Annotated in this window: 21 protein-coding genes; 14 read left to right on the top strand and 7 right to left on the bottom strand. The window is 71.2% G+C overall.

Annotated features, from left to right (window positions below):
• The first annotated feature begins 23 nt into the window (after positions 1 to 23).
• Both ABKA17_RS09680 and ABKA17_RS09675 read left to right on the top strand, forming a co-directional pair.
• Positions 24 to 3,077, top strand: a complete 3,054-nt coding sequence (locus ABKA17_RS09680; protein ID WP_353691491.1) for an alpha-mannosidase — start codon at positions 24 to 26, stop codon at positions 3,075 to 3,077.
• A gap of 4 nt (positions 3,078 to 3,081) precedes the next feature.
• Positions 3,082 to 4,332, top strand: a complete 1,251-nt coding sequence (locus ABKA17_RS09675) for an alpha-L-fucosidase (protein WP_353691490.1) — start codon at positions 3,082 to 3,084, stop codon at positions 4,330 to 4,332.
• Positions 4,333 to 4,466: 134 nt separating this feature from the next.
• On the opposite strand, the gene ABKA17_RS09670 is transcribed toward ABKA17_RS09675, so the two are convergent.
• Together ABKA17_RS09670 and ABKA17_RS09665 are read right to left on the bottom strand one after the other, a co-directional pair.
• On the bottom strand, positions 4,467 to 6,143 hold the full coding sequence (locus tag ABKA17_RS09670) for a carbohydrate binding domain-containing protein (RefSeq protein ID WP_353691489.1): 1,677 nt from the start codon (positions 6,141 to 6,143) through the stop codon (positions 4,467 to 4,469).
• Between the two features lie 166 nt (positions 6,144 to 6,309).
• Positions 6,310 to 7,443 carry an ATP-grasp domain-containing protein gene (locus ABKA17_RS09665; protein WP_353691488.1) on the bottom strand — a complete coding sequence of 378 codons (1,134 nt, stop codon included), beginning with the start codon at positions 7,441 to 7,443 and terminating at the stop codon, positions 6,310 to 6,312.
• Between the two features lie 345 nt (positions 7,444 to 7,788).
• Between ABKA17_RS09665 and ABKA17_RS09660 the strand changes: the two genes are divergently transcribed.
• Positions 7,789 to 8,697 (top strand): metallophosphoesterase family protein, encoded by a 909-nt coding sequence (locus ABKA17_RS09660; protein ID WP_353691487.1) that lies wholly within the window; start codon positions 7,789 to 7,791, stop codon positions 8,695 to 8,697.
• A complete protein-coding gene (locus tag ABKA17_RS09655) occupies positions 8,645 to 9,319 on the top strand; it encodes a 4'-phosphopantetheinyl transferase family protein (RefSeq protein WP_353691486.1) in 675 nt (224 codons plus the stop codon). The genes ABKA17_RS09660 and ABKA17_RS09655 overlap by 53 nt, the downstream gene beginning before the upstream one ends.
• Before the next feature lie 81 nt (positions 9,320 to 9,400).
• On the opposite strand, the gene ABKA17_RS09650 is transcribed toward ABKA17_RS09655, so the two are convergent.
• Positions 9,401 to 9,628, bottom strand: coding sequence for a hypothetical protein (locus ABKA17_RS09650; protein WP_353691485.1), 228 nt, complete (start codon positions 9,626 to 9,628; stop codon positions 9,401 to 9,403).
• 220 nt (positions 9,629 to 9,848) lie between these two features.
• Here ABKA17_RS09650 and ABKA17_RS09645 point away from each other — a divergent pair, with 220 nt between their 5' ends.
• A complete protein-coding gene (locus tag ABKA17_RS09645; RefSeq protein ID WP_353691484.1) occupies positions 9,849 to 10,871 on the top strand; it encodes an alpha/beta fold hydrolase in 1,023 nt (340 codons plus the stop codon).
• Positions 10,872 to 10,897: 26 nt separating this feature from the next.
• Here the strand turns inward: ABKA17_RS09645 and ABKA17_RS09640 are convergent, their stop codons facing one another.
• Together ABKA17_RS09640 and ABKA17_RS09635 are read right to left on the bottom strand one after the other, a co-directional pair.
• Positions 10,898 to 11,428: a toxin-antitoxin system, toxin component gene (locus ABKA17_RS09640; RefSeq protein ID WP_353691627.1), complete on the bottom strand. Its 531-nt coding sequence runs from the start codon at positions 11,426 to 11,428 to the stop codon at positions 10,898 to 10,900.
• A gap of 33 nt (positions 11,429 to 11,461) precedes the next feature.
• Complete coding sequence (locus ABKA17_RS09635; RefSeq protein ID WP_353691626.1) at positions 11,462 to 12,118, bottom strand: helix-turn-helix domain-containing protein; 657 nt, start codon at positions 12,116 to 12,118, stop codon at positions 11,462 to 11,464.
• A 237-nt stretch (positions 12,119 to 12,355) separates the two neighbouring features.
• Between ABKA17_RS09635 and ABKA17_RS09630 the strand changes: the two genes are divergently transcribed.
• Positions 12,356 to 13,015, top strand: a complete 660-nt coding sequence (locus ABKA17_RS09630) for an MmyB family transcriptional regulator (RefSeq protein ID WP_353691483.1) — start codon at positions 12,356 to 12,358, stop codon at positions 13,013 to 13,015.
• 47 nt (positions 13,016 to 13,062) lie between these two features.
• On the opposite strand, the gene ABKA17_RS09625 is transcribed toward ABKA17_RS09630, so the two are convergent.
• Both ABKA17_RS09625 and ABKA17_RS09620 read right to left on the bottom strand, forming a co-directional pair.
• On the bottom strand, positions 13,063 to 13,827 hold the full coding sequence (locus ABKA17_RS09625) for a cache domain-containing protein (RefSeq protein WP_353691482.1): 765 nt from the start codon (positions 13,825 to 13,827) through the stop codon (positions 13,063 to 13,065).
• A 41-nt stretch (positions 13,828 to 13,868) separates the two neighbouring features.
• A complete protein-coding gene (locus ABKA17_RS09620; RefSeq protein ID WP_353691481.1) occupies positions 13,869 to 14,627 on the bottom strand; it encodes a FadR/GntR family transcriptional regulator in 759 nt (252 codons plus the stop codon).
• Between the two features lie 103 nt (positions 14,628 to 14,730).
• On the opposite strand from ABKA17_RS09620, the gene ABKA17_RS09615 reads away from it, so the two are divergent.
• The 8 genes from ABKA17_RS09615 to ABKA17_RS09580 all read left to right on the top strand — a co-directional run bounded on the left by ABKA17_RS09615 (position 14,731) and on the right by ABKA17_RS09580 (position 22,699).
• Positions 14,731 to 15,768 (top strand): ABC transporter ATP-binding protein, encoded by a 1,038-nt coding sequence (locus ABKA17_RS09615; protein ID WP_353691480.1) that lies wholly within the window; start codon positions 14,731 to 14,733, stop codon positions 15,766 to 15,768.
• A gap of 32 nt (positions 15,769 to 15,800) precedes the next feature.
• A complete protein-coding gene (locus ABKA17_RS09610) occupies positions 15,801 to 16,997 on the top strand; it encodes an ABC transporter substrate-binding protein (RefSeq protein ID WP_353691479.1) in 1,197 nt (398 codons plus the stop codon).
• Positions 16,998 to 17,001: 4 nt separating this feature from the next.
• Complete coding sequence (locus ABKA17_RS09605) at positions 17,002 to 17,865, top strand: ABC transporter permease (protein WP_353691478.1); 864 nt, start codon at positions 17,002 to 17,004, stop codon at positions 17,863 to 17,865.
• Positions 17,866 to 17,877: 12 nt separating this feature from the next.
• The gene (locus ABKA17_RS09600) at positions 17,878 to 18,693 is read left to right on the top strand and encodes an ABC transporter permease (RefSeq protein WP_353691477.1); all 816 of its coding nucleotides are present in this window, start codon (positions 17,878 to 17,880) and stop codon (positions 18,691 to 18,693) included.
• Between the two features lie 96 nt (positions 18,694 to 18,789).
• Positions 18,790 to 19,980 (top strand): NAD(P)/FAD-dependent oxidoreductase, encoded by a 1,191-nt coding sequence (locus ABKA17_RS09595; protein WP_353691476.1) that lies wholly within the window; start codon positions 18,790 to 18,792, stop codon positions 19,978 to 19,980.
• Positions 19,977 to 20,279, top strand: a complete 303-nt coding sequence (locus tag ABKA17_RS09590; protein WP_353691475.1) for a (2Fe-2S)-binding protein — start codon at positions 19,977 to 19,979, stop codon at positions 20,277 to 20,279. The genes ABKA17_RS09595 and ABKA17_RS09590 overlap by 4 nt, the downstream gene beginning before the upstream one ends.
• On the top strand, positions 20,269 to 21,696 hold the full coding sequence (locus tag ABKA17_RS09585) for an FAD-dependent oxidoreductase (RefSeq protein ID WP_353691474.1): 1,428 nt from the start codon (positions 20,269 to 20,271) through the stop codon (positions 21,694 to 21,696). The genes ABKA17_RS09590 and ABKA17_RS09585 overlap by 11 nt, the downstream gene beginning before the upstream one ends.
• A 34-nt stretch (positions 21,697 to 21,730) precedes the next feature.
• The gene (locus tag ABKA17_RS09580) at positions 21,731 to 22,699 is read left to right on the top strand and encodes a dihydrodipicolinate synthase family protein (RefSeq protein WP_353691473.1); all 969 of its coding nucleotides are present in this window, start codon (positions 21,731 to 21,733) and stop codon (positions 22,697 to 22,699) included.
• Positions 22,700 to 22,716 lie beyond the last annotated feature (17 nt).

Below are 22,716 nucleotides of genomic sequence, written 5' to 3'. Positions count from 1 at the left end.
CTTCCTCCTCTCTGGAGCCCTCCATGCACGACGAACGCCGCCGGATCGAGGAACGCGTAGAGCGCCTCCACACCCAGCGCATCAAGCCCGCGATCTACGCGGCCACCGTCCCCTTCGAGGTCGAGGCCTGGCAGGCGCCCGGGGAGCCGGTGCCCTTCGAGGAGGCCGCGGCCGCACGCTACGAGCCCTTCGCCATGGGTACCCCTTGGGGACCGCCTTGGGGCACCACCTGGTTCCGGATGCGGGGCGAGGTGCCGGCCGCGTTCGCCGGGAAGCGCGTCGAGGCGGTCATCGACCTCGGCTTCGTGGGCGACTGGCCCGGCAACCAGGCCGAGGCCCTGGTCCACCTGGCCGACGGTCGACCGCTGAAGGCGGTCAACCCGCTCAACCAGTACGTGCCGATCGCCAACCCGGCCACGGGCGGCGAGCAGATCGACTACCTGGTCGAGGCGGCCTCCAACCCGGACATCCTGGCGAACAACTTCTCCGAGCCGACGCCGCTCGGCGATGTACTGACGGCAGGCGACCGTCCACTGTATACATTCCGCCGCGCCGAGATCGCCGTCCTCGACGAGGAGGTCTTCCACCTCGACCTGGACATCCAGGTGCTGCTCGGCGTCATGGTCCACCTCGGCGACCACGAGCCGCGCCGCCACGAGATCATGCACGCCCTCGACCGGGCCATGGACGTCCTCGACCTCGACGACGTCTCCGGCAGCGCGGCGGCGGTCCGCGAGGTGCTGGCCCCGGTCCTGGCCAAGCCCGCCCACGCCAGCGCCCACACCGTCTCCGGCGTCGGCCACGCCCACATCGACTCGGCGTGGCTCTGGCCCATCCGCGAGACCAAGCGCAAGACGTCCCGGACCTTCTCCAACGTCACGGCCCTGGCCGACGAGTACGACGACTTCATCTTCGCCTGCTCCCAGGCCCAGCAGTACGAGTGGGTGCGCGACAACTACCCGCACGTGTGGGCCCGCATCCAGGAGTCGGTGAAGAAGGGCCAGTGGGCGCCGGTCGGCGGCATGTGGGTCGAGTCCGACGGCAACCTGCCCGGCGGCGAGGCCATCGCCCGCCAGCTCATCCACGGCAAGCGGTTCTTCATCGAGCACTTCGGCATCGAGACCAAGGGCGTCTGGCTGCCGGACTCCTTCGGCTACAACGCCGCCTACCCGCAGCTCGCCAAGCTCGCCGGCAACGAGTGGTTCCTCACCCAGAAGATCTCCTGGAACCAGACCAACAAGTTCCCCCACCACACCTTCTGGTGGGAGGGCATCGACGGCACCCGCATCTTCACCCACTTCCCGCCCGTCGACACCTACAACGCCCGCTTCAGCGGCGAGGAGATGGACCGCGCGGTCCGCAACTATGCCGAGAAGGGCGCCGGTCAGCGCTCGCTGGCCCCCTTCGGCTGGGGCGACGGCGGTGGCGGTCCCACCCGCGAGATCATGGAACGCGCCCGCCGCCTCGCCGACCTGGAGGGCTCGCCCAAGGTCGTCGTCGAGCACCCCGACGAGTTCTTCGCCCAGGCCCGCGCCGAGTACGAGGACGCCCCCGTCTGGAACGGCGAGCTCTACCTGGAGCTGCACCGCGCCACCTACACCTCCCAGGCCCGCACCAAGCAGGGCAACCGGCGCAGCGAACACAAGCTCCGCGAGGCCGAGTTGTGGGCGACGACGGCCGCCCTGCACGCGCCGGGCTACAGCTACCCGTACGAGAAGCTCGACCGGCTGTGGAAGACGGTCCTGCTGCACCAGTTCCACGACATCCTGCCGGGCTCGTCCATCGCCTGGGTGCACCGCGAGGCGGAGGCCGAATACGCGCGTGTGGCCGAGGAGTTGGAGGTGCTGACGGCGGAGGCGGTCGCGGCGCTGGGCGGCGGCGGGTCGCGGGTGTTCAACACGAGCCCGTACGACCGTGCCGAGGTGGTCCGGGACGGCGCCGGCGCGCCCGTGTACGTGACGGTGCCCGCGAACGGCAGCGCGCCGCTCGCGCCCGCCGATCCCGCGCACCCGGTCACGGTCGAGGGCCGCGTCCTCGACAACGGTCTGGTCCGTGTACAGATGGCGGAAGACGGCACACTGTCGTCTGTATACGACATCCGCGCGGACCGTGAGGTCCTCGCCGAGCCCGGCAACCTCCTCCGGCTGCACACCGACCTCCCGAACTACTGGGACGCCTGGGACATCGACAAGCACTACAAGAACCGTTTCACGGACCTGCTGGACGCCGACTCCATCACGGTCGTCGAGGAGGACCCGCTCGTCGGCGCCATCCGCGTGGAGCGCTCCTTCGGCAAGGGCTCGAAGATCACCCAGACGATCAGCGTCCGCGCCGGCAGCCCCCGTATCGACATCGAGACGGACATCGACTGGCACGAGGCGGAGAAGATCCTCAAGGCCGGCTTCCCGGTCGACATCCGCGCCCCGCACTCCTCCGCGGAGATCCAGTTCGGTCACATCCAGCGCCCCACGCACACCAACACCAGCTGGGAGGCGGCCCGTTTCGAGGTCTCCGGCCACCGCTGGGTGCACCTCGCCGAACCCGGCTACGGTGTCGCCGTCATCAACGACTCGACGTACGGCCACGACGTCTCCCGCACGGTCCGCGAGGACGGCGGTACGACGACCAAGGTCAGCCTCAGCCTGGTCCGCGCCCCGCGCATCCCGGACCCGGAGGCCGACCAGGGCAAGCACCGCTTCACCTACTCGCTGCTGCCCGGTGCGAGCATCGAGGACGCCGTCGCCGAGGGCTACGCACTCAACCTCCCGCTCCGGGTGGCGGATGCGGCGGGCGCGCCCGAGCCGGTCGTCTCCGTCGACGGCGAGGGCATCACCGTCGAGGCGGTCAAGCTCGCCGACGACGCCTCGGGCGATGTGGTGGTCCGGCTCTACGAGTCCCGCGGCGGCCGCGCCCAGGGCGTGTTGCGCACCGGCTTCCCGCTCGCCGGCGCCAAGGTCACCGACCTCCTGGAGCGTCCGCTGACCGAGGACGAGGCGGCGGTCGACGGCACGGTCCCGGTCACGCTGCGCCCCTTCCAGATCCTGACCCTGCGTCTGAAGCGTGCCGAGGTGAGCTGACCCCGTGCCGATGCAACCCTGGTTCACCGACGCCAAGTTGGGGATCTTCGTCCACTGGGGCATCTATGCCGTCGACGGCGTCCAGGAGTCCTGGTCGTTCTACGACGACATCGTGCCGCACGAGCGGTACATGTCCCAGCTGGACCGCTTCACGGGTGCCAGGTACGACCCCCGCGCGTGGGCGGACCTGTTCGCCCGCGCCGGGGCGAAGTACGCCGTGCTGACGAGCCGTCACCATGACGGTGTGGCCCTGTGGGACACGGCGTACGGCGACCTCAACCTCGGCAGGGACTACCTCGGCCCCTACGCCGAGGCGCTGCGCGAGAAGGGTCTCAAGGTCGGCCTGTACTACTCGCACTCCGACTGGAACCACCCGGACTACGCCACCACCCGCAAGCCGGAACGTCCGGCGTGGATGGAGGACAACCGGTACTCCGAGTGCGCCGCCGAGGACGAGGACCTGGACGCCTGGGGGCGGTATCTCGCCTACCGGGACGGCCAGGTCGGCGAACTGGCCTCCCGTTACCGGCCCGACCTGATGTGGTTCGACGGCGAGTGGGAGCGCACCGAGGAACAGTGGCGCATCCCCGAACTCGCCGCGCTCATCCGCTCGTACAGTCCCGACGTCGTCCTCAACGCGCGCATGCTCGGCGAGGGCGACTACGCCACACCCGAACAGGGCGCCCCCATCGAACCGCCCGCCGGTCCCTGGGAGTTGTGCCTGACCATCAACGACTCGTGGGGCTACCAGCACCAGGACCACAACCACAAGTCGCTGAACCGGCTGGTCCGTTACTTCACCGAGACGATCGGCGGCGGAGGCAACCTGCTGCTCGACGTCGGCCCGATGGAGGACGGCACCATCCCGAGGCCGCAGGTGGAGCGCCTCGAGGGGCTGGGGGAGTGGATCGCGAAGCACTCCGAGGCGGTGTACGGGACGGTGCGCGGGCTGCCGGCCGGGCACCACTACGGGCCCAGCACCCTCTCCGCCGACCGCCGCACCCTCTATCTCACCCTGTACGACATCCCGCGCGCCGAGATCGGCGTCCGCGGACTCGTCACCCCGGTCCGCCGGGTCACCGTCCTCGGTACCGGCACCGAACTCGCCCACCGCACGGTCGGCGGCCTGCACGAGGCCGTCGGCGTGCTGTGGATCGACCCGCCCGCCGAGGCCGACCTCGACCCGCACGCCACGGTGCTCGCGGTCGAACTGGACGGGGAGCTGGAGCTGTACCGGGGCTCCGGACGAGACTGAGGACAGCGAGACCGAGGACAGTCGGCGCGCCGGACCGGCGCCGACGTCGAACTGCCCCCACGCCCGGCCGAGTCGGCGCAGGCGTGGGGGTGTCCGGTCGGTCGACTCGGCTCGGTCGACTCGGCTCGCTCCGCTCAGCCCGTGAAGCCGGCCGTGATCGAGGTGAACTGCCAGTTGCTCTGGCTGATGCCGGAGCAGTTGCTGACCACGCCGCCGCCCGGGCAGGGCCGGTCACGGTTGACCGACCAGAACGCGAGCCGTGCGATGTGGTGGGAGTTCGCCCAGTCCCGGATCGAGGTCCAGGTCGCGGGCGAGGTGAGCTCCTGCTGGTCGGAGAGACCGTTCATGCCGGAGATGCCGATGTGGGCGTAGGCGGTGGCGTCGTCCCACCCGAAGGTGGACTTCAGCTTGGTCTTGAGCCCCTCCGTCGCGTTCACGGTGTTGCCGTACATGTCGGCGCCGCCGCCGAAGTCGAACGGCATGATCGTGAAGACGTCGATGCCGGCGTTCAGCGCCTTGGCCTGCTCGATGAGCCGGTTGCCCCAGTACGTCGGGCCGGTGGTCGAGGTGCCGAAGGTCAGGACGGTCCGCAGCCCCGGGTTGTTCGCCTTGACGATCTTCAGGGCGTTCAGGATCCGGTCCTGCACGGTCGCGTTCTCGAATTCGTCGGTGTTCTCGATGTCGACGTCGATCGCCTTGAGCCCGTAGGCGTCGATCACCTTCTGGTAGGCGCCCGCCAGGGCCTCGGCACTCGAGCAGTTCGGGCCGAGCTTGTTGCCGCTCCAGCCGCCGATCGACGGCACGATGTCGCCGCCGGCGGACCGGATGGAGTTGATGACGCTCTGGTCGTTGCCGCCGGTCAGCGGCCTGCTGCCGTCCCAGGCCGGGTTGCAGCCGCCGGAGGACAGGATGAACGCCATCGTGTACCACTTGACGCCGGTCGCGCTCATCACCGAGGTCGCGCTCGGCGGATCGCCCCAGCCGAGGTAGAGATAGGGCGCGGCCTGCTTGAACCCGCCGCCCCCGCCGCCCGCGTCGGTGGTGACGCTCACCGCGTTGGACGCCCCGGAGGAGTTCCCGGCCGCGTCCCGCGCCCGCACGGTGAACGTGTAGGCGGTACTGGCGGCGAGCCCGCTGACCGTGGCACTCGTACCGGAGACGCTGAGCACCTGGTTCGACCCGCTGTAGATGTCGTACGCCGTGACACCGACGTTGTCCGTCGAGGCGTTCCACGCCAGCGACACGCTCGACGACGTCTTCCCGGTGGACCTCAGACTCGAGGGCGCGCTCGGCGCCTGGGTGTCCGAACCGCCGCCCGGACCGTCGAGGTTGATGTCGTCGGCGTAATAGGTGCCCTGCGCGTACCAGCCGTGGGTGTAGACGGTGGCGCTCGTCTGCGAGGCACCGGTGGTGAAGGAGACGCTGAGTTGGCTGTACGACGAGGGCGACGAGGTCCAGGTGGAGGAACCGCCGTCCACGCCGAGGTAGACATAGCTGCCGCGCACCCAACCGCTCAGCGTGTAGGCGGTGTTGGGGCGCACGGTGACGGTCTGGCTGCACTTGGCGATGTCGCTCGAACTGACGGCTCCGGCAAGCGCTTTGCCGCCGCCGTGCACGGGGGAGGAGACGACCGACCCGAGATTTCCGGTGCAGGACCAGGGGCTCAGCGCCCCTGACTCGAACCCGGGATTGGTCAGGACATTGGCCGCTTGAGCTGTACCGGGAAGGGCGATGGCTCCGGCCAATGCGAGGGCGGCGGAGTTGGCGAGGACGAGAAGTCGACGTCCGGGACGTCTGAGTGGGTTGCGCACGCGATCTCCCTGAAGTAAATGGGGGTGTTCGGGAGGGCAGAGGAGTGCGCAACCAAGTTGGTATGGACCAATCAACCTGTCAAGCCAACTGACGGAACTGGACCGGCCTCAAGGGGCGCGGGGAACTGCGCGACCAGCCACAGTCTCCCCGCACCCGGCCGACGACCTAAAGAGGCAGTACCTGACCCGCAGCCGAGACGGAGTCGACGGCAACCGGCTCAGGCGCCGCAGGCACCGGCAACGGCTCCGAGAGCTCCGCCCGCTGATGCGGAATCGCCACCGGGCGCAGCTGCCGCGGTCCCGACACCACCGTGTAGTCCTGTCCGAGGAACGGCGGTTCCATCGCCCCGGGGTCCTCGCCCAGCGCCAACTGCACAGCGGCCCAGGGCGCGTTCACCCCGCACAGCGACAGCTGGTGCAGTCCGCCAGCGGGCCGCGTGTTGACGTCCATCAGGACCGGCGTGTCACCGAACATCCGGAACTGGATGTTGGACAGGTAGTGCAGTCCGAAGCCCTCCGCGATCAGCCGCGCCGGCTCCAGCCACTGTTCGTGCAGCGTGAACCCGCGACGGCGGCCGTTCTTGGTGCGGCCCACCGCAAGCCGGATCCGGTTGTCGGGGCCCGTGAGGCAGTCCACCGACACCTCCGGCTGCTCCAGACGCGGCATGACCAGCCAGTCCACCGGCTCGTCGGCCTGCGCCAGCGCGTCCACGACCACGTCCAGCGGCACGTACGGGCCCGGGAAGCCGTTGAGGTGAACGAGTGAGAAGGGGGCGCGCGTGATCACGCGGAAGCCCACTCCGCCCGCCCCGGACGCCGGCTTGAAGCACGCCTTGTGGCCGCCCGCCTCCAACTCCTCGACGGCGACGACGAGTTCCTCCGCGGTCCGCACCCGGTACCACGGCGGGACGGGCACGCCGATCGCCTGGACGGCCTCGTACGCGATGACCTTGTCGTGGAAGACGGCCACGGCCTCCGGCGGCGGCGCCAGCAGCGCGGTACCGGCGGCCTCGAACTCCGCGCGGTGCGCCACGACCGCCGACTGGTGCAGCCGGGGCACGAACACGTCGATGCCGCGGCGGGCGCACTGGTCGAGCGCGTACTCGACGTAGGCGGCCGGGGACAGGCCCTCCGGCTCCAGCTCGGCGGTGTCGGCGGCGGCCAGCACGGGGGAGTCCGGGTCACCGTGCGTCGCATGGATCTCGACCGCGCGATCACTGGGATTTCGGCGGAGCTGATCCATGAAGAACACGTTCTCCGCGTACGTGCGGTTGAGCCAGACGCGTACGCGAGAGATCATGCAGGCCGCCTTTCGGGGTTTTCGGGCACGGCGAAGCAGGCCGAGCCCGGCCAGGGTGTGTGGAGGGACACCAAACCGCCCTGCGCGAAGGCAAGTTAATGACGGTGGTGTTGGGGCGATCATACGGCTTCCGGAGCCCCTGCGTGCAACGCGCGTGTTACGGATTTTTCGATCTTGAACTATCTCCGCCCCGAACCGCAGTCGGATCGAAGTCGGAGCACGTCAGGCCGTTGCCGGGGTGACGTCGGGCCGCCGCCGAGCCGTGCCGTGCGGAGCGGGCACGCTTGTCCGGGCGCCGTGAATGTGCTGTCGTGGTCCCATTCGTGCGCTCCTAGGGGGACAGTGGTGACGTCGAGGGCCGGTGGTGCCGGACAGCTGCTGGCCATCAGTGACCTGCACGTCGGCCATCCGGAGAACCGCGCCCTCGTCGAGGCCATGCGCCCCGGGTCGGACGAGGACTGGCTCCTCGTCGCCGGTGACGTCGCCGAGACCGTCTCCGCGATCCGCTGGACCCTCGAGACGCTCGCCGGCCGCTTCCGCAAGGTCGTCTGGGTCCCCGGCAACCACGAACTGTGGACCCACCCGAGCGACGAGGTCACCCTGCGCGGCGTCGAGCGCTACGACCACCTCGTCGCGCTGTGCCGAGAGCTCGGCGTGATCACCCCCGAGGACCCCTACCCCGTCTGGGAGGGCCCCGGCGGCCCGGTCGTCGTCACCCCCCTGTTCCTGCTGTACGACTACTCCTTCCTGCCCGCCGGCTGCGCTACCAAGGACGAGGGACTGGCGTACGCGCACGGCACGGGCATCGTCTGCAACGACGAGCACCTGCTGCACCCCGACCCCTACCCGAGCCGCGAGGCCTGGTGCCGGGCCCGGGTCGAGGCGACCGCGCGCAGGCTCGCCGAGCTGCCCGCCGACCTCCCCACGGTGCCGGTCAACCACTACCCGCTGCACCGGCACCCGACCGAGGTGCTCTGGCACCCCGAGTTCGCCATGTGGTGCGGTACGCAGCTCACGGCGGACTGGCACCGCAGATTCCGGGTCGACACCATGGTCTACGGTCATCTGCACATCCCGCGGACCACCTGGCAGGACGGTGTCCGCTTCGAAGAGGTGTCGGTCGGATACCCCCGGGAGTGGCGCGAGCGCCCCGACCCGCCGGGCCGGCTGCGTCGCATACTGCCCAGGGAGGTCGGGCCCCGTGATCGAGGAGCTGCTGCCGGACTCGGTGGTGGCCGTGGAGACGTACGGTGACGACGGCTCCGCGACCCTCTACCCGGAGGAGGCCGCGGTCGTGGCGCGGGCGGCGGACAAGCGCCGCCGCGAGTTCGCCGCGGTGCGCGCCTGCGCCCGCCGGGCCATGGAGAAGCTCGGCGTCCCCGCGCAGCCCCTCGTCCCCGGCGCAGGGGGCGCCCCGAGGTGGCCGGCCGGGCTGACCGGCAGCATGACCCACTGCGACGGCTACCGTGCCGCCGCCCTGGTCCGCGCCGCCGACCTGGCGGCCCTCGGTATCGACGCCGAGCCCCACGAGCCGCTCCCCGACGGAGTCCTCGCCGTCACCTCCCTGCCCGCCGAGGCGGACCGGCTGCGGCGGCTGGCCGAGGAGCGGCCCGGCATCCACTGGGACCGGTTGCTGTTCAGCGCCAAGGAGTCCGTCTACAAGGCGTGGTTCCCGCTCACCGGGAAGTGGCTCGACTTCACCGAGGCCGACATCGAGTTCTTCGTCGACCCCGGTGAAGGGTGCGGCGGCGGCCTGAGTGCCGAACTCCTCGTACCCGGGCCGACGGTGGGGGGCCGGCGGCTCGGTCGCTTCGAAGGCCGCTGGACCGTGCGCCGCGGGCTGCTCGCGACGGCCGTCGTGGTGCGGCACACCTGAACCGGCCCCCCCCACGCGCCGGCCGGGCCCCCACGTCGGCCGGGTTCTCACGTCGGCACGACCCTCACGTCAACCGAGCCCTCACGGCTGCGGGAACCAGCTCTGCAGCAGCCGGAAGAACTCCTCCTCGTTGCCCACGAGGCCCGCGTCCGCCAGGGCCTGCTCCGCCTCCGCGAGCACGGCGGGCGGCACGACGGGTGGTCGCCCCGCCTCCGTCGGACCGTCGAAGGCGGCACGCACGGTGTGCAGAAGCCGCAGGTAGGCCTGGACGGCGGTGCGCTCGCGGTCGGTCAGTACGGCGGTGGGCATCGGTCGGCTCTCCCCAAGTCGGCTCATCGGTCACGCACCCGTACAAGGGGTGCACCTCCAGCTTGCCGCCCACCACTGACAATGAGGCTGCGCGGCGCCCTGGTTCGCCCGCTTAGCGGAGGCGAAACCTCGGCGAAATCACAGGTGGGAAAGGAGTTCTACGCTGGAGTGAAGGGCTTTCGGCCGCTGTCCGGCGGCCAGGGAACGGGGAGGCGCGTGCGTGGTCGACATCCCGCACCGACGCCCGGCGCGCGGCCGACGGCTGCGCCCGGTGGGCGACGGTGAACTCGAGGTGCGGTACCGGCTCGTGCACGGATACCGCCGTGCCTTCCGGATGGCCGGCGAGGGTCCCGCGCTGGTCCTCATCCACGGCATCGGGGACTCCTCCGCCACCTGGGCCGAACTGATCCCCGACCTCGCCCGCACCCACACCGTCATCGCGCCCGACCTGCTCGGCCACGGCGCCTCCGACAAACCCCGCGCCGACTACTCGGTGGCCGCGTACGCCAACGGGGTGCGCGATCTGCTGACCACGCTCGGCATCGAGTCGGCGACCCTCGTCGGGCACTCGCTCGGCGGCGGTGTGGCCATGCAGTTCGCCTACCAGTTCCCCGAGCGCACCGAGCGGCTCGTCCTGGTCAGCGCGGGCGGTGTCGGACGCGAGGTCAACCCGGTGCTGCGGCTGGTGTCGCTGCCCGGGGCCCACCTGATGCTGTCGACGCTGCGGCTGCCCGGGATGCGGCTACAAGTGGGGCTCGCGGTACGGCTGATGAAGCTGCTCGACACCGACCTCGGACAGGACGCGCCCGACCTGCTGAACCTCGTGGACGCGCTGCCCGACGAGACCTCGCGCGACGCCTTCGTCCGCACCCTGCGCGCGGTGGTCGACTGGCGGGGCCAGGTGGTGACCATGCTCGACCGGTGCTACCTGACCGAGGGCATGCCGACGATGCTGCTCTGGGGCGACCGGGACAGCGTGGTGCCGGTGCGGCACGCGTTCGGGGCGCACGAGGCCATGCCGGGCAGCCGGCTGGAGATCTTCGAGGGGGCGGGGCACTTCCCGTTCCACACCGACCCGGGGCGATTCGTGTCCCTGGTCGAGGACTTCACCGCGAGCACGGCACCGGCGGACTGGAGCCGCGAGCACTGGCGCGACCTGTTGTGCGAGGGCCGGCCCGGCGTCGCCCTCGGCCGGGTCACGGAACGCGAACTGCGCGAGGCGAGCGAACGCAGCGCCACGTGAGGGCGGCGGCGTCGGCCGGCTCCGCCTCAGCTCTGCGGGCCGAGGTAGCCCAGCGACGCCTCGATACGGCCGGCGAGCCGGTCCCGCCGCACCGGTCCGCGTACCGGCGAGCCGTCCAGCCAGGTGAAGCACTTGCTGGCCAGCAGCAGGCCGAAGCGCTCCGCCTCCTTCTCCTCGGTCTGATCGAAGTGGGTGCGGGCGGCGACCTTCAGGACGGCGGCGCGCAGGTCGGCGTCGTCACTGAGCATGCGAGCCGCCACGGCGGCGCCCTCGACGTGGTGGCTGCAATGGCCGGCCTTCATGTGCCACAGCTCGTGTCCGAGGATCACCAACTGGTGGCCGGGCGCGGTGCGTTCCTCCACCACCACGAGGTCCTGGTCGGCCATGTCGAGCCACAGCCCGCTCGCGGTGCCGGGCGGGAAGGCGGCCGTACGGAAGTGGACCGGGCGGCCGCGGCGGCGGCTCATCGAATCGCAGAGGGCGCCGTACAGGTCCGTGGGGCGTGCCGGTGCGGGGAGGTTCAGTTCCGCGACCAGTTCGCCGCTGAGGCGGCGCATTTCCCTACCGATGCCCACAGTTGTCCCCTCGGCTCACGATTCGGGCCGCTTGACGCTCTCCAGGAGCATGTCCAACCACTCGGCGACCTTGTCGCGGTGCTGGTCGGTGGGCAACTGCGCGGCCCGCCAGGCGATCCCGCGCACGCCGTGGTCCTGGAGCAGCCGCTCCAGCGGGTCGCCGGCCACCGCGGCCGGCTCCTTCTCACGGTCGGCCAGCTTCTGGAGCAGATCCTGTTCGGTGCGTTGCAGTGCTCCGGCGAGCGCCTCGGGGTCCTCGGCCGTGAGGAAGCCGGCGTGCACCCGGAAGAAGCGCTGGATGGCGTCGCAGTGCTCCATGGTGGGGCGCCGGTCGCCGTTGATGAGGGCACCGGCCTGCTGGCGCGACATGGCGGCGCCGTCGGCGATCTCCTGCTGCGTGTACTTGCGGCCGTTGGGCTTGAGCCGGGTGCGGCGCAGCAGGTCCAGGCGTTGCAGGAAGCGGGCCTGTACGTCGGGCTCGCCCGCGGGGCGACCGCTCAGCAGGGCCTTGACCACGGACTCGGGGACGCCGGAGGCCACGGAGAGACGGCCGGTGTGGAAGACCTCCGCGGACGGCACGCCGAGCCGGTCGGCGAGTGCGGTGACCCGGGCGACGACGGCCGACAGCGCAGCCGGTACCGCTGCGGCCGGACTCGCGTAGCCCTCCGTCACCGACAGATCTCCCACGTCTCTCACTGGCTTCTCACAAGCAGATCATCACAAGCGGTTGCCGTGAACTCCGGGGAGAGTAGCCCCTTGTTCGAACTCACATCCAGGTCTCGCCACAACTGTGGCCAATTTCAGCCGTCAACAGGCACGAAATGCCACGATAGTTGACACGACTCGCGCTCGGGCAGCAGGATCAGGGCGCCGCGTCAAGGCCGCATAGGCAAGAGGGGTGACCTCCCGATGGCACAACAGGCAGGAGGGCAGCGGCCGGAGCCGCGGCCCGTCCCCGACAGTCTTGAGGCCCGGGCGTATCTGCAGGACTACGCCACCCTCCTGGAAGCGGTCCCCTTTCCGTCGGTCGTCCTCGACCACCGATGGGACGTGGTGCTGTCGAACACCGCTTTCGAGACACTTTTCCGTGATGTGGGTCCGCATCCCACGGCCATGCCCGAGGACAACTTCCTCAGGTTCGTCCTCTTCCACCCGGACGCGGGCACGGTCCTCGGTGAGCACGAGTCCAGCTGGTGCCTGCCCATGCTCGCCCACTTCGCGGCCGCGGTGGAGCGCAACGGCCATGACCACGGGCTCCAGGCGATCCGCCGGGACATCGCCCAGGACCCCATCATGGAGGCCGCCTACCGGCACGGTCTGCCGCACTGGATCCGCGCGGTCGGCGAGCGGGCCTTCGCCCACGACGGCGCGGTCCGCCCGGTCCTGCACCCCGACCCACGCTGGGGCACCACCGACTGCCGTGTCGTCGACGAGACACCGGCGACCTTGAAGGAGCTGGGCTACACCCGGCTGACCCTGGTCCTGCGCGAGACCCGTCGTACGTCGTCCAGATCCCGTGCCGCGCGCCGCGGCGCCGCCCATCTGAGGGTCGTCTCCGCGGCCGAGTGAGCGGCGCGGCGGCCACCGGGCCGCCGCAGTACTCCTGGCTCGCCCCTTCACCCCTGTTCCGAGGTCACCAGCACCAGCGGCACCCCGTCGCACGGCGCCAGGCGCATCCCGTCGGCGTGGCCCGGCCGGCCCGACGCGAGGGCCCGGGCGAAGTGCGGCCCCTTGCTGAGGGAACCGACCAGGTGCCGTGGGTCGGTGGACGCCGCGACCCGCCCCCGCGCGTTCACCAGCCGCGCGGGACCCCGTAGTCGGCGGAGCATCGGCATGACGGCCGCCTCGAAGTGCCGTAGATACACGTCCGCGGCGGCCACTCCGGCGAACTGCCCCCGCACCCGTACCGGCGCGGAAAGGGTGAGGCTGTACTCGTCGGAGCAGAGGTAGTCCACGTACGGCCCGGCCACCGCGCGCTCCCCGGTGTCGCGGGGGAGGGCGAACCAGTCCCAGTGCGTGTAGTCGGCGTACGCCGAGTGCTCCGGATCGAGGTCCAGGAGCAGCGGCCGTACGTCGCCGTCCCGGCCGGACTGCCACCACTCCAGCCATGCCGGTACATCGCCGAGCAGTCCGGGCGCGGCGACGAAGCCGACGCCGGACACCAACTCCTCGCGGGCGAGCCGCAGATGGAGGCCGGGGCGGAGCGCGGCGAGGTCCGCGGTCGCGGGGTCACGGCCGGTCAAGGCCACGCGTTCCAGGAGCGCCGTCGTGTCGGCGCGGGTCGCGGCCACGGCGTCGAACACCGCCTCCAGGGCCTCGCGGACCCGGGCCGTGACCGACTCCTCCGGCGCCTTGTCGCGCAATGCCGTCGCGAGGCTCATGGGTGCCCTCCAGCGGACGGGGGACCGGGCGGCCGGTGCGGTCACAGGGTCAGACGCAGGGCGATCAGCCGCGACGTCGACTCCCGCACGCACCGCTCGGCGAGTTCCCTGGCCGATTCCTGGGCCCCATCCTGCACGGCCGAGATGACGAATCGGAGTCGTTCGGACACCTCTTCACGATATTCGTCGTCCCCGAGCACAAGACACAGCAGCGCCCCGACCTCCGTCTGGAGCGCCACCTGCTCGCGGGTCAGCCGGGCCGACTGCGCGGCGGCGGCGAGCTCCACATGGAACCGCCCGTACACCCGGCTGCGCGCCGCCGCGTCCTTGGCCCGCCCCAACTCCTCGGCGCTGCGCCGTAGTTGTACGAGGTCGTCGGGTTCTGTGCGGTCCGCCGCGAGCCGGGCCGCGGTGCCCGAGAGGGCGGCCCAGTGGTCGCCGAGGTCGCGCAGTTCCTCGGTGCTCCAGCCGCGCAGCCGGTCCTTGAGCCGGTCCTCGCCGGGGAGTTCGGGAAGGGAGACGAAGGAGCCGCCGCCGCGGCCCCGGCGGGTGGTGACCAACCCCTGCTGGCGCAGCGCCATCAGCGCCTCCCGCAGGGTCACGGTGGACACCCCGAGTTGCCCGGCCAGCTCGCTCTCGCCCGGCAGCTGCTCACCGTCGGCGAGCAGGCCGAGCTCGATCGCGTCGCCGATCCGGCGGACGACCGTGTCCACGCGCGCACGGCTGTCGACCGGGGCGAAGACGGCTCTGCGGGCGCCGCCGTTCATGTGCTGCTGCTTCACGGGCACCACCTTGCACATTGACTCAAGCTTTACCCTAAGGGGGCCTTGAGCTTTGAACTATGACTTCATATGTTTCCGGTCAATAGGTCAACGCACGAGCGCGGCAGAAAGGTTCCCCGGCATGGAGGGAATGGCGATCCGGCTTCAGGATCTGCGGAAGTCGTTCGGGCAGACGGCCGCCGTCACCGGGGTCGACCTGGAGATCCGGGACGGGGAGTTCTTCTCCCTGCTCGGCCCCTCCGGCTCCGGCAAGACCACCGTCCTGCGCATGATCGCGGGGTTCGAGGCCCCCACCGCCGGGCGCATCGAACTCGCCGGGCAGGAGGTCACCGGTCTCGCGCCCTTCGAGCGGGACGTCCACACCGTCTTCCAGGACTACGCCCTGTTCCCGCACATGAGCGTCGAGCAGAACGTCGCCTACCCGCTCAAGGTCCGCAGGGTGCCCAGGGCGGAGCGGCTGGTGCGCGCCCGCAAGGCCCTCGCCGAGGTCCGGCTGGAGGGCTTCGGCAAGCGGCGGCCCGCCGAGCTGTCCGGCGGACAGCGCCAGCGCGTCGCCCTCGCCCGCGCCCTCGTCGGCCGCCCCCGCGTGCTCCTGCTCGACGAACCGCTCGGCGCCCTCGACCTCAAGCTGCGCGAGCAGATGCAGGTCGAACTCAAGGCGCTCCAGCGGGAGGTCGGCATCACCTTCGTCTTCGTCACCCACGACCAGGAGGAGGCCCTGACGATGAGCGACCGCATCGCCGTCTTCCACCGGGGCCGCATCGAACAGGTCGGCACCCCGGCCGAGATCTACGAACGCCCCGCGACCCCCTTCGTGGCGTCCTTCGTCGGCACCTCCAACCTCCTCGACGGCGAGTCCGCCCACCGGATCGTCGGCACCCCGGGCACCTACAGCATCCGGCCCGAGAAGATCCGGGTCCTCAACGAGTCCGCCGAGGCCGACGCGCCGGAGCACGCCACCGCCGTCGGCACGGTCGCCGAGGTCGTCTACCTGGGCGACGCGACCCGCTTCCTCGTCGACCTCGACGACGGCGGCCGGCTCACCGCCCTCCAGCAGAACCTGGAGACCTCCTCCGAGGACGTCGCCGCCTACCGCGGCACCCGGGTGCGACTGCAATGGCACCGCCGCCACGCCGTCGCCGTGCCCGTCCCCGACTGATCCCGCTCCGACCCTCACCCCTGGAGTACGTCGTGCGCGTCACCTTCAAGGCGGCCGCGGCCGCCGCACTGCTCCTCGCCGTCACCGCCTGCGGATCCTCCGACGACGGCGACAACGGCTCCTCGGCCACCGGCCTCAACCCCCCTGACCTCAAAGCCCAGTCGAAGCTCGGCAAGACCGAGGGCGAGGTCAACCTCATCGCCTGGGCCGGATACGTCGAGGACGGCTCCAACGACCCGAAGGTCGACTGGGTCAGCGACTTCGAGAAGCAGACCGGCTGCCAGGTCAACTCCAAGACCGCCGCCAGCAGCGACGAGATGGTCAAGCTCATGAAGACCGGCCAGTACGACGCCGTCTCCGCCTCCGGCGACGCCTCCCTGCGCCTGATCGCCTCCGGCGACGCCGCCCCCGTCAACACCGACCTCGTCCCCAACTACCAGGACATCTTCAGCGGGTTGAAGGACGGCGACTGGAACTCCGTCGACGGGCAGATGTACGGCATCCCGCACGGCCGCGGCGCCAACCTGCTGATGTACAACACCGAGAAGGTCACCCCCGCGCCGACCTCCTGGTCCGCGGTCTTCGACGACGCCGCGAAGTACAAGGGCCACGTCACCGCGTATGACTCGCCCATCTACATCGCCGACGCGGCCCTCTACCTCAAGGCGACCCAGCCCGACCTCGGCATCAAGGACCCCTACGCCCTCGACCAGAAGCAGTTCGACGCCGCCGTCGACCTGCTGAAGCGGCAGAACGCCAACGTCGGCGAGTACTGGAGCGACTACCTCAAGGAGATCTCCGCCTTCAAGAGCGGCGACTCCGTCGTCGGCACCACCTGGCAGGTCATCGCCAACCTCACCACCGACGAGGGCGCCAAGGTCAAGGCCTTCGTACCGAAGGAGGGCTCCACCGGCTGGTCCGACACCTGGATGGTCTCCGCCAAGGCCAAGCATCCCAACTGCGCCTACAAATGGCTCGACTGGATCGTCTCCCCGAAAGCCAACGCCCAGGTCGCCGAGTACTTCGGCGAGGCACCCGCCAACTCCAAGGCCTGCGCGCTGACCAGCGACAAGAACTTCTGCGCCACCTACCACGCCACCGACGAGAACTACTGGAAGAACATCGCCTTCTGGAACACGCCCATCGAGCAGTGCCTCGACGGCCGCACCGACGTGAAGTGCGTGCCGTACGCGAAGTGGGTCCAGGCCTGGACCGAGATCAAGGGCTGAGGCGTTGACCGTACTGAACCGGACCGCGGGGGCGCTGCACCGCCGCCCCCGCCTCCGTCTGACCCTCCTCCTCGCGGCCCCGCTGCTGTGGCTGGCCGTGCTCTATCTCGGGTCGCTGGCCGTGCTGTTCGTCTCCGCGTTCTGGACGACGAACTCCTTCACCTCCGAGGTGGTGAAGGTCTGGTCGACGGACAACTTCCACGCGCTGTTCACGACACCGGTGTTCCGGCAGGTCACGGTGCGCAGCATCGGCGTGGCCCTCGCGGTGACCGCCCTGTGCGTGGTGATCGCGTTCCCGCTCGCCTTCTACACCGCCCGCGTCGCCAAACCCAGATGGCGGCCACTGCTCGTGGTCGCCATCCTCACCCCGCTGTGGGCGAGTTACCTGGTCAAGGTGTACGCCTGGCGGCTGATCCTCTCCGAGGGCGGGCTCGCCGACTGGATGCTGAAGCCGTTCGGTCTCGGCGGGCCGGGGTACGGGCTGACCGCGGCCGTGCTGACCCTGACGTACCTCTGGCTGCCGTACATGGTCCTGCCGATCCACACCGCGCTGGAGCAGCTCCCCGCCAACCTCCTCGACGCGTCGGCCGACTTGGGGGCGAAGGGCTGGCGGACCTTCCGGTCGGTCGTGCTGCCGATGGTGCTGCCGTCGGTGGCCGCCGGGTCGGTCTTCACGTTCTCGCTGAGCCTCGGCGACTACATCACCGTGCAGATCGTCGGCGGCAAGACCCAGCTGATCGGCAACGTCGTCTACTCCAACATCGAACTCAACCTGCCGATGGCCGCCGCGCTGGGCACGGTGCCGGTGGTCGTCATCGTGCTGTACCTGCTGGCGATGCGCCGCACCGGCGCCCTGAGCAGCCTGTAGAGGAGCCCACCCGTGCAACTGTCCCGCCCCGCGCGGATCGCGCTGCGCGTCGCCGCCGGACTCGGCTTCGCGGTGATCTACGTGCCGCTCGTCCTCGTCCTCGTCAACTCCTTCAACCCGGACCGCAGCGCGAGTTGGCCGCCACCGGGACTGACGGCCCGCTGGTGGTCGGTGGCCTGGGAGAACGAGGGTGCCCGAGAGGCGCTGTGGGTGTCGGTGAAGGCGGGCCTCGGTGCCACTGCCATCGCACTGGTGCTGGGCACGCTGATCGCGTTCGCCGTCGCCCGGCACCGCTTCTTCGGCCGTGACGCCCTCTCCTTCGTGGTCGTCCTGCCGATCGCGCTGCCCGGCATCGTCACGGGCATCGCGCTCAACTCGGCGTTCGGCACGGTCCTCGAGCCCCTGGGTGTCGGACTCGGCCTGTTCACCGTGGTCGTCGGACACGCCACCTTCTGCATCGTCGTCGTCTTCAACAACGTCGTGGCCCGGCTGCGGCGCACCTCCGGCTCGTACGAGGAGGCCGCGATGGACCTCGGCGCGAACACCTTCCGCGCCTTCGTCGACATCACCTTCCCGCTGGTGCGTTCGGCGCTCCTCGCGGGCGGGCTGCTGGCCTTCGCGCTCTCCTTCGACGAGATCGTGGTGACCACCTTCACGGCCGGTCCCGGGGTGCAGACCCTGCCGATCTGGATCTTCGACAACATGACCCGGCCGCAGCAGGCACCGGTGGTGAACGTGGTGGCCGCGGTACTGGTGCTGCTGTCGGTGATCCCGATCTACGTCGCCCAACGGCTGTCGTCCGACACGGCGACCGGCAGCCGGGTCTGACGGGCAGCCGGTCTGACGGGAGGCCGGGTCTGACACGGACGGGGTGCCGTCGTCGGCGGCATTCCCAGTGAGGGAAACATGTGACATGGTACTGCTGTGAGCAAGCGACTGACCTGCGATGTCGTGGTGGTCGGAGCCGGAATGGTGGGCGCGGCCTGCGCCCTGTACGCGGCCCGGGCGGGCCTCGACGTGATCCTCGTGGACCGCGGCCCGGTGGCCGGCGGCACGACCGGAGCCGGTGAGGGCAACCTGCTGGTCTCCGACAAGGAGCCCGGGCCCGAACTGGACCTCGCCCTGCTGTCGGGCCGCCTCTGGGCAAACCTCGCCGAGGAACTCGGACAGGCCGTCGAGTACGAGGCCAAGGGCGGCGTGGTGGTCGCCTCGACGCCGGACGGCCTCACGGCCCTGGAACGGTTCGCCGACGAGCAGCGCGCCGCCGGGGTCACCGCCGAAACCGTCGTAGGAGAGGGGCTGTACGACCTCGAACCGCACCTCGCGCCCGGGCTGCCCGGTGGGGTGCTGTATCCGCAGGACTGTCAGGTCATGCCCGCCCTGGCGGCCGCCCATGTGCTGCGCGCATCGGGCGCGCGCACATGCACCGGCAGGACCGTGACGGACGTGCTGCTCACGCCCGGCGGCGCCGTGCGCGGTGTCCGTACCGACCGGGGCGACATCCACGCCCCGGCGGTTGTCAACGCGGCCGGCACCTGGGGCTCCGAACTGGCCGCGCTCGCGGGAGTCCGCCTCCCCGTCCTCCCGCGGCGCGGCTTCGTCCTGGTCACCGAACCCCTGCCGCGCAGAGTGCGGCACAAGGTGTACGCCGCCGACTACGTGGCCGACGTGGCCAGCGACTCCGCCGCGCTCCAGACCTCGCCCGTCGTGGAGGGGACGGCGGCGGGGCCCGTACTGATCGGCGCGAGCCGCGAACGGGTCGGTTTCGACCGGTCGTTGTCGCTCCCTGTGCTCCAGGCGTTGGCGGCCGGTGCGACCCGGCTCTTCCCGTTCCTCGCGGACGTCCGGGCCATGCGCGCCTACCTCGGTTTCCGCCCGTATCTGCCCGACCACCTGCCCGCGATCGGTCCCGACCCGAGGGTCCCCGGCCTGCATCACGCCTGCGGCCACGAGGGCGCCGGCATCGGACTGGCCACCGGCACCGGGTACTTGATCGCGCAGGCGCTCACCGAGAAGACGCCCGAACTGGAGTTGGCGCCCTTCCGCCCCGACCGCTTCCCGGACCGCGTTTCCGCCTCCGCCTCCGTATCCGCCGCCGACGAGGAGACCGCGTGAGAACCCCCCTCGACCTCGCCGACGCCCGACCGGGCCCGGCGTTCACGGTCACCCTCGACGGCCGGGAGATCGAGGCCCTGCCCGGCCAGACCGTCGCCGCCGCGCTCTGGTCGGCCGGCGTCACCTCCTGGCGCGCCACCCGGGGCGAGGGCCGCCCGCGCGGGGTGTTCTGCGGCATCGGCGTCTGCTTCGACTGCCTGGTCACCGTCAACGACCGCCCGAACCAACGGGCCTGCCTGGTGCCCTTGCACCCGGGCGACGCGATCCGTACGCAGGAGGGGACGGGGCATGGGGAGTGAGCGACCGCGTCTCGCCGTGATCGGCGCCGGCCCCGCGGGCCTCGCCGCCGCGCTCGCCGCCGCCTCCCGCGGTGTACGGGTCACGCTGCTCGACGCGGGTGCGGAGGCCGGCGGACAGTTCTACCGGCAGCCCGCGGCCGGTCTCGACGCCCGACGGCCGAAGGCCCTGCACCACCAGTGGCGTACCTGGGAGCGACTCCGGGACGGGCTGCGGACGAGCGTGGAAGCAGGCAGCGTAAGGCACTTGACGGATCATCACGTGTGGTTCGTGGAGCGGGCGGCCGACGGCTTCGTCGTGCACGCCCTGCTCGGCCCCGAACAGGAACAACCGGCCGAGGTGCGCGCCGACGCCGTCCTCCTCGCCACCGGCGCCTACGAGAAAGTGCTCCCCTTCCCCGGCTGGACACTCTCCGGGGTCCTCACCGCGGGCGGCGCCCAGGCCATGCTCAAGGGCTCCCTCGCGGTCTCCGGCCGCACCGCGGTCGTCGCCGGCACCGGCCCCCTGCTGCTCCCCGTCGCGACCGGCCTCGCCGCGGCCGGAGTGACGGTGGCAGCCCTGGTCGAGTCCGCCGACCCGAAGGCGTTCGTACGACGGTCCCGCGCGCTGGCGGCCGAGCCCGCCAAAGTCGCCGAAGGCGCCCTGTACGCCGCCCAGTTGCTCCGGCGAGGGGTGCGCACCCTCGTCCGTCACACCGTCGTCGAGGCGCACGGCACCGAGCGACTCGAGGCGGTGACCGTCGCCGCCCTCGACGCCGACGGACGGGTCGGACCCGGCACCGAACGCCGTATCGCCTGCGACACGCTCGCCGTCGGCCACGGCATGCTCCCGCACACCGACCTCGCCGAAGCGCTGGGCTGCCGCCTCGACGGCACGGACGTGCATGTCGACGACGAGCAGCGCACCGACGTGCCCGGCGTCTGGGCCGCGGGCGAGACCACCGGCATCGGCGGCGCCGCCCTCTCCCTCGCCGAGGGCCACATCGCGGGCCGGTCGGTCGCCGCGCGTCTGCACGGCACCGCGCCCGACCCGCGCGCATGGGCCGCCGCCGCGCGGACCCGGACCCGGCTGCGGGCGTTCTTCGCGGCGCTCGACGCCGTCTGCGCACCGCCCGCCCACTGGACCGAGCAGGTCACCGACGAGACCGTCGTCTGCCGCTGCGAGGAGGTCACCGCGGGCGCGATCCGCGAGGCGGTGGACGAACTCGGTGCCGGCGACACACGGACCGTGAAGCTGCTGACGCGGGCCGGGATGGGCTGGTGCCAGGGGCGGGTGTGCGAGCCCGCCGTCGCGGGACTCGCCGGGTGCGAACTCACGCCGTCACGGCGGCCGTTCGCCCGGCCGGTGCCGCTCGGTGTGCTGGCCGCCGGGTTCGAGGAGGACCGCGACCTGGGCGACCGACCCCGATCCGACCGATGACATGTCACACCCTATTGACGAGATGGGACCGCAGATGACCGCCCCGACCTCCGCGAGCTCCACGACCGCCCCGGCCTCCACGACTGCCCCGGCCTCCACGATCGCCCCCGAGAGCGCCGGCGCCCGCCCCTGGCGCGGTGTCCTCGTCGCGACCGCCCTCCCGCTGAACGACGACCTCTCCGTCGACCACGCCAAGTACGCAGAGCACTGTGCCTGGTTGGTCGAGAACGGTTGCGACGGCGTCGTACCGAACGGCTCCCTCGGCGAGTACCAGGTCCTCACCCCCGAGGAGCGGGCCAAGGTCGTCGAGACGGCCGTGACCGCCATCGGCGGCGAGCGCGTGATGCCCGGTGTCGCCGCCTACGGCTCCGCCGAGGCCCGCCGCTGGGCCGAGCAGGCCAGGGACGCCGGCTGCGCCTCCGTGATGCTGCTGCCGCCCAACGCCTACCGCGCCGACCAGCGGTCCGTGCTGGCCCACTACGCCGAGGTCGCCGAGGCCGGCCTCCCGGTCGTCGCGTACAACAACCCCATCGACACCAAGGTCGACCTCGTCCCCGAACTGCTCGCCGAGCTGCACGCCGAGGGGTACATCCACGCGGTCAAGGAGTTCTCCGGTGACGTCCGCCGCGCCTACCGGCTCGCCGAACTCGCCCCCGAACTGGACCTGTTGATCGGCGCCGACGACGTCCTCCTGGAGCTGGCGATCGCCGGTGCCAAGGGCTGGGTGGCCGGTTACCCGAACGCCCTGCCCCGCGCGAGCGTCGAGCTCTACCGGGCTGCCGTGGCGGGCGATCTGGCCACCGCGAAGAAGCTGTACGAGCAGCTGCACCCGTTGCTGCGCTGGGACTCCCAGGTCGAGTTCGTGCAGGCCATCAAGCTCTCCATGGACATCGTCGGCCGGCACGGCGGTCCCGTGCGCCCGCCGCGCGTGCCCCTGCTGCCCGGGCAGGAGGCCGCGGTACGGGCGGCCACCGAGCGGGCCGTCGCGGCCGGACTCGCGTAAGCGGCACCGGCACCCCC

It is taken from the genome of Streptomyces sp. RG80 (assembly GCF_040446465.1).
GTDB lineage: Bacteria > Actinomycetota > Actinomycetes > Streptomycetales > Streptomycetaceae > Streptomyces.
Note: the sequence above shows the minus strand (reverse complement) of the source record. Positions and strands in the feature narration are given on the sequence as shown.